This window comes from Sphingomonas sp. M6A6_1c (assembly GCF_053345135.1).
The window spans coordinates 80,121-92,615 of record NZ_JBKEZO010000003.1 but is presented as its reverse complement, the minus strand read 5'-3'; the positions used below and the strand labels follow the sequence as shown (position 1 = coordinate 92,615).

Below are 12,495 nucleotides of genomic sequence, written 5' to 3'. Positions count from 1 at the left end.
GACCGCAACGAAAGGACGGGCGCATGAACGATATGACGACGATCGCGGCGGAGGACATCGCCTCCGCCGATCCCCTACCCGCACCCAACGAACGCGCTGGCCTCTGCCAGTTCGTCATCTTCCACAGCGCCGGCGAGATGTTCGCCGTGCCGCTGGAGCAGGTGAAGGAAATCATCCGCGTGCCCGACGTGGTGCGGATGCCGCTCAGCCCGCCGGCGCTGATGGGCCTCGCCAACCTCCGCGGCACGGTGCTGCCGGTGCTCGACCTGCGCAATCTGTTCGGGCTGCCGCCGGTGCTCAGCGACGATGCCAGCCGCGTCGTCGTGCTCGATCACGGCCACCCGGTCGGCCTGATGGTCGATCGCGTCGCCAATGTCGTCACCGTCGAGCGCGAGCGGCTGGAGCCGGTGACGCAGATCCAGGCGACGATCGATACCGAATTGCTGACCGGGATGATCAAGGAGGAGGACGGCCGCGGCATCGTCATGGTGCTCGACGTGTCCAAGTCGATCGGCCGCACCTTCGCGGCGCAGGACGAGGCGCTGCGCTTCGCCGACGTCGCCGGGCCGACCGCGCTCACGCTCGACGACGACGCCGCCGACGGTGCCGCCGACGAGGACCAATTGGTCAGTTTCGAGGTCGACGGCCAGGAATATGCCTTTCCGATCGGCGAGGTGCAGGAGATCGTCCAGCTTCCCGCCGCGATCACCCAGGTGCCCGGCACCCCCGGCCACGTGCTGGGCGTGACGACGCTGCGCAACCGGCTGCTGCCGTTGGTGTCGCTGCGCACGATGTTCGGCATGCCGGTGGAGGCGTTCACCGACGCCAACAAGGTCGTCGTCGTCTCGCTGCCCGGCGAACAGGATGGCGAGCCGCTGTCGGTCGGCGTCGTGATGGACAAGGTGAAGGCGGTGCTGCGCGTCGAGCGCGCGCTGGTCGAGCCGGTGCCTGCCGCGCTCCACTCGCAGCGCGGGCACAGCGATATCCGCGCGATCTGCCGCCTCGACGAGGGCCGCCGGCTGGTGTCGGTGCTGTCGGCGGACGCGATGTTCGACGTCAACGAATTGCGCGCGCTGCGCGCCGCGCAGGGCGATGCCGGTGCCGCACGCGACGGTGCCGCCGAAGGAGAGACCACGATGAGCGATGCCGTCACCGAAGATGCGCAATATGTGATCTTCCGCCTGATGGGCGAGGAATATGGCGTGCCGGTGGAGGCGGTGCAGGAGATCGTCCGCGTTCCCGACCAGCTCACCCACGTGCCCGGCACCCCCGATTTCGTCGAGGGCGTCATCAACCTGCGCGGCACCGTGCTGCCGGTGATCGACCAGCGCCGCCGCTTCGACCTCGAAGAGGCGGTTCGGTCCGACCGGCAGCGGATCATGGTGTTCACCATCCACGGCCAGCACGTCGGCTTCATCGTCGACAGCGTCTCGGAAGTCGGTCGCATCCCCGATGCGACGATCTCGGCCGCGCCCGATCTGTCGGGCACCCGCGCCAAGGTGGTGCGCGGCGTCGCCAACCTCACCGCGCAGAACCGCATGATCCAGCTGCTCGATGTCGACTGCCTGATCGAGCCGGCCACCGACGCATTGCTCCCGCCGCACCAGCCGGCGCTCGCCGCTTGAATCTGCCATGACCCGCGTCCTCGTCGTCGATGATTCCGCCCTGATGCGCCGTCACCTCGCGCAGCTCCTCCAACAGCAACCCGGCTTCGAGGTCCGCACCGCGCGCAACGGCGTCGAGGCGCTGGAACTCGTCGCGGAATTCGACCCGCAGGTCGTCACGCTCGACGTCAACATGCCAGAGATGGACGGCATCACCTGCCTGTCGCGGATCATGGTCGGCAGCCCGCGCGCGGTGATCATGGTCTCCTCGATCACCGAGGCGGGCGCGGAGACCACGCTGCAGGCGCTCAGCCTCGGCGCGATCGACTTCGTGCAGAAACCGGGCGGGACGATCTCGCTGTCGCTCGACGAGATCGCCGCGCAGCTCGTCGCCAAGGTCCGCATGGCGGCCGGCGCGCGGGTGCGCGGGCGCGCGGGGGTGGTCAAGCCGCCGCCCCCCGCCCCCGCCCCGCCGCCCGAGCGGATGATGAAGGACGGTTCGATCGAGCCGGGCCTCGTCATCCTCGGCGTGTCGACCGGCGGCCCGTCGGTGCTCGAGACGATCCTGCCGGCGCTCCCTGCGACGCTGCCGTGGCCGGTGCTGGTCGCGCAGCATATGCCGAGCAGCTTCACCGGCGTCTTCGCGCGCCGGCTCGACGCTTTGTGCGCGATCCACGTGCAGGAGGTGCGCGCGCCGACGCCGCTGCTCGGCGGCAATGTCTATATCGCGCGCGGCGACGCCGACATGATCGTCGCGCGCCGCGGCGGCGTGCTCACCGCGATGTCGGTGCCGGCGAGCGAACAGCATAATTGGCATCCCAGCGTCACCCGGCTGGTCGACAGTGCCGCCGAGCACGTGCCCGCCGACCGGCTGATCGGCGTCCAGCTCACCGGCATGGGCGACGACGGCGCCGAGGCGATGGCGCGCTGCCACCGCCGCGGCATGCGCACGATCGCGCAGGACGCCGACAGTTGCGCGGTGTTCGGCATGCCCAACGAACTCATCCGGCGCGCGGGCGCCAACCTCGTCCTGGCGAGCGATGCCATCGCCGGACAGATCGCCAATTGGCTCGCCTCGAACCGGCGCGTGCGCGCGTCATAACGAACAGGATACGTATCGTGCCGCTGGTCAAAGCCCCTAACGACACCCCCGCCGAACCGTCCGCCGCGGCGGCCTGTACGCTCGCCGATCTGGTCGAACTGCTCGCCTCGCCGAGCGGTGCGGACCGCCGCGCCGCGGTGCGGGGGCTGGAGACGCAGGCCGACGGCGTCGCCCCGCTCTGCGCCCGCTTGGCCGAAGAGAATGCGCCGAGCGTGCGCGAGGCGATCATGGCGGCGCTGATCCGGCGCCGCTCGCCCGAGGTTGTGACCGCGCTGCTGCCGTTGCTGCGCAGCGAAGGCGCGCCGCAGCGCAATGCCGCGCTGGAAGGGCTGGCGGCGATGCCCGACGAGGTCGCGCCGCATGTCGAACAGCTGCTGCGCGATCCCGACGACGACGTGCGCATCTTCACCGCGAACCTGCTCAGCGTGCTCCCGCATCCGCGCGCCGCCGCATGGCTGGTCGCGGCTCTGGACGACGCGCATGTCAACGTCTGCGCCGCGGCGATCGACGGGCTGGCGGAGATCGGCGACGAAACCGCCTTGCCCGCGCTGCTCGCCTTGCCCGACCGTTTTCCCGGCGAAGGCTTCATCGCCTTCGCAGTGCAGGTCGCCGCGCAGAGGATCAACCGGTGCTGAGCGCAGCCAGACACGCCGACGCCGCGCCACCCCCGGGCGCGCCCAGCATCACGCCCCAGGATTACGCCAAGTTCTGCGAGTTCTTCTACCGCAAGACCGGCATGATGTTCAGCGACACCAAGGCCTATTTCGTCGAACGCCGTCTGCAGGACCGTATCCTGGCGACGCGCAAGACGACGTTCCGCGAATATTTCACGATGGTGCGCTTCGAAACGGCGGGCGTCGAGATGCAGCATCTCGTCAACGCGATGACGGTCAACGAGACCTATTTCTATCGCGAGGATTATCAGTTCGACGCGCTGGTCCAGCACGTCCTGCCCGAGATCGCCAGGCACCGCGCACCGGGCCAGCCGATCCGCATCTGGTCGCTGCCCTGTTCGACCGGCGAGGAACCCTATTCGATCGCGATGCAGATCCTGGAGAATTGGCCGCAGGCCGATGCCTATGACATCCAGATCCTCGCCTCCGACATCGACAGCCGCGTCATCGCCGATGCCAAGGCCGGCATCTACAGCGACCGCGCGCTCCACCGCCTGTCGGCGCAGCTCAAGGGCAAATATTTCACGCAGCACGCCGAGGGCTTCCGCATCTGCGACGCGCTGCGCCAGTCGATCGACTTCACGGTCGTCAACGTGTCGGACGCGATGGCGATGCGCCGGTTCCGCGACATCGACGTGATCTTCTGCCGCAACATGCTGATCTACTTCGACGATGTGTCGCGGCGCGAGGCGGTCGAGACGCTCTACGACAGCATGCGGCCGGGCGGCGTCATCTGCCTCGGCCATTCGGAGAGCATGAGCCGCATGTCCTCCATGTTCGAGCCTCGCCGCTACGGCAGCACCATCCTGTACCAAAGGCCCGCCGACCATGACTAAGCCCGCCAACGGCAAGCGCATCCTGATCGTCGACGACGGCATGACCACGCGCCTCTATTACCGCTCGGTGTTCGAGGCGGCGGGCTTCGCGGTGGACGAGGCGGCGAACGGCCTGGAAGGGCTGGAACGCGCGCTGCTCGATCCGTTCGACCTGATGATCGTCGACGTCAACATGCCCAAGATGGACGGCTATGCGATGATCGCGCGGCTGCGCAGCGACAGCACGATGCAGGCGGTGCCGATCGTCACGATCAGCACCGAGGCTGCGGGCTGCGACGCCGATCGCGCTTATGAAGCCGGCGCCGATCTGTATCTGGTCAAGCCCGCCACGCCCGCGATCCTGATCGAAACCGCGCATCTGCTCACCGGGGTAGCCGCATGAACGACGCGCTGATGGCGCGCTTCATCGAGGAGGCGCGCGACTTGTTGCAGGCGTCGGCGGCCGGCCTGCTCGTGCTCGAACGCAATCCGGACGATGCCGCGGCCATCAACGAGGTGTTCCGCGCGGTCCATACGCTGAAGGGCTCGTCCGGCCTGTTCGACGTGCCCGCGCTCACCCGGCTGGTCCATGCCGGCGAAGACCTGCTGTCGGCGGTGCGGATCGGCGAATTCGCCTTGCAGTCCGACATCGTCGACCAATTGCTCGACAGTTTCGACCAGGTCGGCATCTTCATCGAACAGCTCGAAAACGACGGCCGCCTCGCGCCCGACGCCGACCGGATCGCCGCGCATGGTGCCGGACTGTTGCGCGCGCATCTCGGCGATGGCGAGGCAACGGTCGCCGCGCCCGACGCCGCGCTCGAAATCGCACCCGACGACTGGCTCGCCGACCTCGATGCCGCAGCGCTCGCCGCGAGCCGCACGTTCGCCGCGGCGGGCGAGCCGGTGCTCGTCGTCCGCTACGAACCCGATCCCGGCTGCTTCTATGCCGGCACCGATCCGGTCGCCTCGGTCCAGGAACTGCCCGACCTGCGCGCGCTGGCGATCGGCCCGCGCGAACCCTGGGCGGCGGGCAGCGATTTCGACCCCTATCATTGCAACCTGCGGCTGACCGCGCTGACCGGCGCGACGCGCGAAACCATCGAACAGACGATGGCTTACGAACTCGACCAGATCGAGATCCGCACGCTCGTCGCCCCCGCGCCCGCGCCGGCACCTTCGGTCGCCACCGCACCGGCGCCGCCGGCGACGGACACGCTGGCCCCGGTCGCGCATGTGCTGGCGACGCAATCGCGCATCCTCGGCCGGACCGGCTATGACCCCGCGCGGCTGCCGTCGACCGCGGCGGTCGTCGGCAACCTGCTGCGCAGCCTCGGCCATAGCGCGCTGGTCGATGGCTGGCAGGCCGCGCTCGCCGAGGCGCACGAGACCGCCGACGTCGCGCCGTTGCTCGCCTTTCTCGCGACGCTCGACACCGCCGCCGTTGTCCCGCCCCAGCCGGCGGCCGCGGCCCGACCGCCGGTCGCGGTGCCGCCGCCCGGCGCATCGCCCACCGCGAACGGCCCGTCCGGCGACGCCGCGCGTGCCTCGCGGACGCTCAAGGTCGATCAGGGCAAGATCGACCTGCTGATGACGCTGATCGGCGAGCTGGTCGTCTCGAAGAACGCGCTGCCTTTCCTCGCCAAGCGCGCCGAGGACATCCACGGCTCGCGCGACATGGCGCGCGAGATCAAGGAACAATATGCGATCATCGATCGGCTGACGCAGGAGATGCAGGGTGCGATCATGGCGGTGCGCATGCTGCCGGTCGCCGAGATCTTCGACCGTTTCCCGCGGCTGATCCGCGATATCGCGCGCCGGCTCGACAAGCAGGTCGATCTGGCGATCGAGGGCGAGGATACCGCCGCCGACAAGATGATCATCGAGGCGCTCGGCGATCCGCTGCTCCACATCGTGCGCAACTCGCTCGATCACGGCATCGAGCTGCCGCAGGTGCGGGTCGCGGCGGGCAAGCCCGCGGCGGCCACCGTCCGGCTGAAGGCGTTCCAGGACACCGACAGCGTCGTCATCGAGGTGAGCGACGACGGCCGCGGCATCGATCCCGCCGCGATCCGCGATGCCGCGGTCGCCAAGAGCGTGGTCACCCGCGACGAGGCCAACCGGCTCAGCGACCAGGAGGCGGTCAACCTCATCTATCGCCCCGGCTTCTCGACCGCGGCGGAAGTATCCGACCTCTCCGGCCGCGGCGTCGGCATGGATGTCGTGCTCAGCACCGTGCAGAAACTGGGCGGCCGGGTCGCGGTCAGCTCGCAGCTCGGCCGCGGCACCACGACGCGGCTGACCATGCCGCTCAGCATGGCGGTGACGCGGGTGATGGTCGTCGACGTCGGCGACAGCCTGTACGGCATCCCGATGGACGTCGTCGTCCAGACCGTCCGCCTCGCCCCCGACGCGATCCGCCGCATCAAGCACGAGGAGGTGTTCGTGCTGCGCGACGAGGTCGTGCCGCTGGTCCGCATGGCGCACAAGCTCGACGTCGCCGCCGACCATCGCCGCGCCGCCGACGAGCGCGGCGAGGCGGTGCTGGTCTGCCGCTTCGACAACCGCACCGTCGGTCTGGTCATCGACGATTTCCGCGAGGGCATGGATGTCATCCTCAAGCCGATGGACGGCATCCTCGCCGGCGTGCCGGGCTATTGCGGCACGACGTTGCTCGGCGACGGCCGCGTCCTGCTGATCCTCGACCTTCAGGAGATGCTGTGATGCCGATCCGCTATACGAAAACGCAGGTCCATTTCGAAGGCCGCTGCGCGGTCGAGGAGGCGCTCGACCTCGTCGCCTTCCTCAACGCCAATCCGCGCGCGAAGGTGTCGCTCGGCAAATGCACCGGCATGCACAGCGCGCTGGTGCAGGTGCTGCTCGCCCTGCGCCCCCCCGTCCAGGGCAACAGCGACGCGCCGGACATGGTCCGCCTGCTGCCCCTGCTGACCGCCGCGCCGGCGGCATCCCCCAAATACGTTGTTACGGAGTAAGAATGTCTATCCTGATCGTCGATGATTCCCCCTCGATGCTGATGAGCATCGGTATGACCCTCGCCACCACCACGCTCACCGTCCACAAGGCGGACAGCGGCGAGGCCGCGCTCGCGCTGCTGCAGGGCGGCCTCAAGCCCGCGATGATGGTCACCGATCTCAACATGGGCGCGATGAGCGGGATCGATCTCGTCCGCGAGGCGCGCAAGCTGCCCGGCTATGCCTTCATGCCGATCGTGCTGCTCACCACCGAATCGAGCCAGGACATGCGCAACCTCGCCAAATCGGCGGGTGCGACCGGCTGGCTGACCAAGCCGGTCGAAAGCGAGGCGTTGCTGCGCATCGTCCGCAAATTGGTCCCCTCGGCCTGATCCGGCGATGACCGCGCAGTCCGGCTTCGAGGGCGTTCGATGATCCATGCCCCCCTCGCGCTGCCGGCGGGTTCGTCCGCCGACCCGGCGCTCGCGGCCGAGCTGGCCGCGCTGGCGGCGGGGCTCGACGATCGCTTCCTCAACGCCGGCGCGACGCTCGCGCATGCGGTCGAGGCGATCCAGCGGGTCATCGCCGCGCTCGACGGCGTGACGCTGGCGATCGACGACGACACCGCCGCGGCGGCGGTCGGCGACCTTCAGGCGATCGCGCGGCGGATGACCGCATTGCCGGTCACCCAGGCGCGGCGCGACGCCGATCTCGCGGGTATCGACCGGCAGGCCGACGCGATCCGCGACCAGGTGCTCGAGGTGCGCACCACCCTGAGGCTGCTCGCGATCTATGGCCCCAACATCAAGATCGCCGCCTCGGGCGAGCCGGTCTTCCTGACCTTCGTCGACAATATGCTCCTCCGCCTCGCGCAGGGGGAGCAGCATCTCACCCAGATCCTCGCCGAACTCGTCAAGCTGACGCAGGGCATGGCGGACGGGCGGCGCTCGGCCGCGCAATTGCTCGCCGAATGCGATCGCATCGTGCCCGAAGTACCCGACCGGCTGGAACGCAACGCCGCCGACCTCGACGGCTATCTGACCGGCCTGAAGGCGGTCGCCCGCCGCGTCGCCACGGTCGCGCGCGAGATCGAGGGGCGGATCGCGGTGGCGCTCAACGCCTTGCAGATCGGCGACATCACCCGCCAGCGGCTCGAACACGTCGTCGCGATGCTGGCGATGATCGACGCGCTCGCGCTCGACGATCCCGCCGACGCCGTGCCGGTCGCCGCGCATATCCACGCGCTCGCCGCCGCGCAGATCGAGGCGCTTGCCGGCGATTTCGAACAGGACGCCGATCGCCTCGTCCAGGCGCTGGCCGCGCTCGGCGACGAGACGCGCAGCCTGCTCGACGTCATCGCCGCGCATGAAGAGGATAGCGACGGCGGCGTGCTCGCCAGCCTCGACCGCGACGTGTCCGAGGTGAGCGACCTCACCGCGCAATTGCTCGACGCCGACCGCCGCGCCAATGCGATGGTCGATATGACCACCGGCGCGGTGCGCGCGCTCGCCGACCGGTTCGAGGGGCTGCGGCTGATCCGCCGCGACGTGCAGGACATTGCGGTGAACACGCGGCTGTTGTGCCGGCGCTTCGGCACGATGGGCCGCGCGGTCGCGGTGATCGCGGTCGAGGTCGGCGTCTGCGCGGGCCAGCTCGATATCGCCACCACGCGGATCGGTGCGGCGATGGATGCGCTGTCCGGCGCCGGACGCACGATCGCGGCGATGCAGCGCGACCAGGGCGCCGGGTCGGGCGATCGGCTGGCGCAGGCGCTCGCCGCGGTCCACGCCGGCTGCGGCCGCAGCGAGCGCGGCGTGCGCGATGGCGGCAACGACGCGCGCGCGCTGATCACCGCGCTCGACACCGCCGGTGGCGCGCTGTCGGGTCAATTGGCGATGGGATCGGCGATCCGCGCCGCGGGCGCGCGGCTGTCCGCACTCGGCGTGCGCGCACCCGACGAATTGCCGGCGGCGGCGGACGCGGTGCTGCGCGACCTGCTGCTCCGTATCGCCGCCGCTTATACGATGGCGTCGGAGCGCGACGTCCATGCCGGCTTCCTGCTTGCCGGGATGGAGATCGCCGTCGCCGATCCGATCGACGACGACGGCCTGTTCTGATCCGGCGCGATAGGCTCCGCAGCCGCGGTCAGCGACCGATCGCGGTCTGGATCAGCCCCATCTGCTTGCGGTAGAGGTCGGTCATCGTCTGGAAGTCGGCCTGGATCTGGCCCATCTTGAGCAACTGATCCTCCAGCGTGACATTGTTGCCGTCGGGCTTGGTCTCGCTGATGTCGGCCGCGGCGATGACCGGCCCGCCGGTGGTCGCGGGCACGCCGAGCGCGACCATGCCGCTGGTCGCGCTGATCCGCGGCCGCGCGACATGGGGCACGCCCTTGTGGGTCAGCAGCGCCGAGAAATCGGGCGCCTCGACATCCTGCGCGCGGAACGCCGGCGTCTCGCTATTGGCGATATTCTGCGCGACGACCCGCTGCCGCTCGGCGAGGTGCTTCATCGAGCGGGTCAGCCCGTCGATGAGCGGAATGGCATCCGACATGATCCTGGTCCTTGCGTATCAGAAAAAGCTGCCGCCGCCGTTATTGTTGGCGGTCAGCCGGGCAAGCGCGGCTTTGTAGGAGGCGAGCTGCGCCTGCTGATAGGGTGTTCCTGCGCCGATGCTGCCGTTGATCCGGTCCGCCTTGCCCTGATCCCAATAGAGCGACCGATAGGCCGATTGGGTGGTCGAGACGGCACTGTCGATCTTGTCGAGCGCCGCCTTCGCGTTCGCCACGCTCGATAGGTTGAGCGTGCTGGCGAGCCCCAGGCCAAAGCTGCCGCCTGGCGTCACCTTGGTATCGGTCGTCTTGCGAAAGGGATCGGCGTGCAGCCGTACCGGATCGATGCCCAGCTTGTCGAGCGCGTCCTTGTTCGTCGGCCCCGCGGTCAGGCTGAGCGTATGGCCCTGCGCGACGGCGAAGGTCAGCTGGGTATAGCCGTCGGCGTTGCGCGGCGTGCTGATCGTGACGGCATCGCTCCCCAGCAGGTTGCGGATCTTGTAGCCCAGGCTGTTGAGGGTTTCGCCTTCGGCGATCGTCACCTTGCGCGCGGTGCCGCCATCCAGTTGCACCTTGAAGCTGTCGAGCAACGCCAGGCCGAATTGCGCGGACAGCGAGGTGGCGATCTCGTCGTTCAACGCACCCCGCCGCAATCCCAGCGTCCCGAGCACGTTGTCGCCGCCGACTGCCGCGGAGACGACGACCGGCTCGGTCGTCCCGCCGCCGGTGCCGAATTGCGAGATGCTGCCGATCTGCCCGTTCGCGGCATCGATGCGCGCGACGAAGCCGTCCACCTTGCCGCGACGCGCACCGTCGAGCGCACTGGTCGTGCGCCCGCCGACGTAGATCTGGCTGCCCATGAACGCGACGCTGTCGATCTCGTCGTCGCCCGTCGAACCGACATAGGTCGTCCGCGCATTGGTCAGGTCGCTGCGCAGCGTGGTGACGAAGCCGTCCAGCCCCTGCCCCGCCGGCCGGTTGGCGTCGCCGGGCAGGGCGGTCCGCGTCGCGCCGGCGACGGCGATCGTACCGTCCGCGCCGATCGCGATCGCGCGGGCGTCGGTAGCACCGAGATCGACGGTGGCGAGATCCTTGGTCAGGTCGGTGCCGTCGATGCTCCGCAGCCGCGACGTGCCGTTCTCGCGCGTCAGGGCCAGCAGATTGCCCGATTTGTCGATCGTGAGCGCGCTGAGCGTGTCGAAGCCGGGGGTGTCGATCGTCCGCTGCTTGATCATCCCCCCCTTGGCGTTGAGATGCGCGACATAGACGCCGCCGTCGCCGGCACCGGCGACGCGGCCGCCGAGATAGATCGACCCGTCGCCGCCGACCGTGACAGCGGTGGCGCGGTCGTCGCCGAGCGAGGGGATGGACGTGGCGAATTGCTTCTCGCCGCTTGCGCTGAACTTCGCCACCAGCATGTCGTAATTGCTGCTGTCGCCGCTATTGCCGTCGAACGGGCCGGTCACCGAACCGGCGACGACCACGTCGCCGTTCGCCGCCACGCTGACCGCCTTGCCCTCGGCCGTGCCGGAAACGCCCAGCCCGTGCTGCCAGACGATCTTGCCCTCGCTGTCCACCTTGGTCAGGAACAGGTCTTCGTTCCCTTTCGACCGATAGGTGCCCATGTCGCCGCTGGTCGTGCCGACGACATAAGTGAAGCCATCGGCGCCCGTGGTCGAGGCCTGCGCATGCAGGCTGGCCAGAACCGTCGGCAGCGCCGATTTGGTGTCATCGGTCTTCTTGCCCGCGGCGTCCGCGCGTGCCTTGGCCTTGCTTTGGGCGGCGTCGGTCGCGGTGCGATCGGTCGCGGCGATCGAGCCGATCGACTTGCCCTTCAACGCGCCGTCGGCATCGGTATAGCGATAGACGTCCGCGGCACCCTGCGCGTCGCCGACCTGCTGGCCGCTCACCACCATCAGCGCGTTGCCGGCATTGGCCTGTTGCAGCGAGACCTTGGCGCCGGAGGTGGAGGTCATGGTCAGGCCGTATCGGCCGTCGATCATCGCGACGGCGAATTTGACGCCATAGTGATAGTCGCCGCCGGCGCTCGCAGCCGCATCGCTGAGCGCCTTGGCGATCTGTTCCAGCGAGGGCGGTTTCGTCGCGAGCTTGGACAGGTCGACGGTCACCTTGTCGTGATGGTCCGCGCCGTCCAACTGGATCGTCAGCACCTCGTTTCCGGTCAGCCCCGCAACCGGCGCGGTGAAATCATCGACGACCCCTGCGCCGCGGGCGGCGGTTACGTCCTGCGTCGGCAACGCCGCCGCGCCCTTGATATGCGTCTGCGCCGCGCCGAAGGCGAGCGTCAGCTGCTTGCTCGGCGCCGCCGCCATGAAGCTCTGCAGCTCCGTCATCCCCTTGCTGAACGCCTTCTGCAGGGATTTGCGCTCGGTATCCGACAGCCCGCTTTGCTGCGCCGCCTGCGCCAGCGATTTCAGCCGGGTGAGCGCGCGATAGGTGATGAAGCTGGTCTCGACATCGTCGACCCCCTTTGATTCCTGATCGTTCGGCCGATCGATGATCGTCTGCATCGACCGGACCGCCGATGCGGCGGCGGTGACCGCGCTCAGCGCCGTCGACGCTTTCGCCGCGCCGACCCAGGGTGCCTTGGTCACGGGCGTCTTGAACGCCTTGCGCGCGATGCGGACCGCCGCGGTCTCGGGTGCATAAGTCACGCCCGTCAGGCTGCCTGAAGCATTTGCCATTTTCACGTTCCCTTACGGAGCAGGTGCGCATCGCTCCTATAAGATAGACGGAAACGCGCGCTCGCCGGCATC

Annotated in this window: 11 protein-coding genes; 9 read left to right on the top strand and 2 right to left on the bottom strand. The window is 69.0% G+C overall.

All coding sequences use genetic code 11. From position 1 onward, the window contains the following. The first annotated feature begins 23 nt into the window (after positions 1–23). From ACLBWH_RS06510 to ACLBWH_RS06470, 9 genes are read left to right on the top strand one after another with little or no spacing between them, the layout of a single operon-like run. Positions 24–1,625 carry a chemotaxis protein CheW gene (locus ACLBWH_RS06510; protein ID WP_447797649.1) on the top strand — a complete coding sequence of 534 codons (1,602 nt, stop codon included), beginning with the start codon at positions 24–26 and terminating at the stop codon, positions 1,623–1,625. A gap of 7 nt (positions 1,626–1,632) precedes the next feature. Continuing rightward, entirely contained in the window at positions 1,633–2,706 is a 1,074-nt protein-coding gene (gene cheB, locus ACLBWH_RS06505; RefSeq protein WP_322850819.1) for a chemotaxis-specific protein-glutamate methyltransferase CheB, read from the top strand. 17 nt (positions 2,707–2,723) lie between these two features. Next, the gene (locus ACLBWH_RS06500; RefSeq protein WP_447797647.1) at positions 2,724–3,341 is read left to right on the top strand and encodes a HEAT repeat domain-containing protein; all 618 of its coding nucleotides are present in this window, start codon (positions 2,724–2,726) and stop codon (positions 3,339–3,341) included. Then, a complete protein-coding gene (locus ACLBWH_RS06495; RefSeq protein WP_447797646.1) occupies positions 3,335–4,216 on the top strand; it encodes a CheR family methyltransferase in 882 nt (293 codons plus the stop codon). Before ACLBWH_RS06500 ends, ACLBWH_RS06495 begins: the two co-directional genes overlap by 7 nt. Further along, the gene (locus tag ACLBWH_RS06490; RefSeq protein WP_447797644.1) at positions 4,209–4,598 is read left to right on the top strand and encodes a response regulator; all 390 of its coding nucleotides are present in this window, start codon (positions 4,209–4,211) and stop codon (positions 4,596–4,598) included. Before ACLBWH_RS06495 ends, ACLBWH_RS06490 begins: the two co-directional genes overlap by 8 nt. Then, the gene (locus ACLBWH_RS06485; protein ID WP_447797642.1) at positions 4,595–6,919 is read left to right on the top strand and encodes a chemotaxis protein CheA; all 2,325 of its coding nucleotides are present in this window, start codon (positions 4,595–4,597) and stop codon (positions 6,917–6,919) included. The genes ACLBWH_RS06490 and ACLBWH_RS06485 overlap by 4 nt, the downstream gene beginning before the upstream one ends. After that, entirely contained in the window at positions 6,919–7,188 is a 270-nt protein-coding gene (locus ACLBWH_RS06480) for a hypothetical protein (RefSeq protein ID WP_447797640.1), read from the top strand. The genes ACLBWH_RS06485 and ACLBWH_RS06480 overlap by 1 nt, the downstream gene beginning before the upstream one ends. Positions 7,189–7,190: 2 nt before the next feature. Continuing rightward, positions 7,191–7,559: a response regulator gene (locus tag ACLBWH_RS06475; RefSeq protein ID WP_447797638.1), complete on the top strand. Its 369-nt coding sequence runs from the start codon at positions 7,191–7,193 to the stop codon at positions 7,557–7,559. A gap of 39 nt (positions 7,560–7,598) precedes the next feature. Next, on the top strand, positions 7,599–9,284 hold the full coding sequence (locus tag ACLBWH_RS06470) for a hypothetical protein (protein WP_447797636.1): 1,686 nt from the start codon (positions 7,599–7,601) through the stop codon (positions 9,282–9,284). A gap of 28 nt (positions 9,285–9,312) precedes the next feature. Here the strand turns inward: ACLBWH_RS06470 and ACLBWH_RS06465 are convergent, their stop codons facing one another. Next, positions 9,313–9,720 carry a flagellar biosynthesis protein FlgB gene (locus ACLBWH_RS06465; RefSeq protein ID WP_447797635.1) on the bottom strand — a complete coding sequence of 136 codons (408 nt, stop codon included), beginning with the start codon at positions 9,718–9,720 and terminating at the stop codon, positions 9,313–9,315. A gap of 18 nt (positions 9,721–9,738) precedes the next feature. Then, positions 9,739–12,423, bottom strand: a complete 2,685-nt coding sequence (locus tag ACLBWH_RS06460) for a hypothetical protein (protein WP_447797633.1) — start codon at positions 12,421–12,423, stop codon at positions 9,739–9,741. Positions 12,424–12,495: the final 72 nt, after the last annotated feature.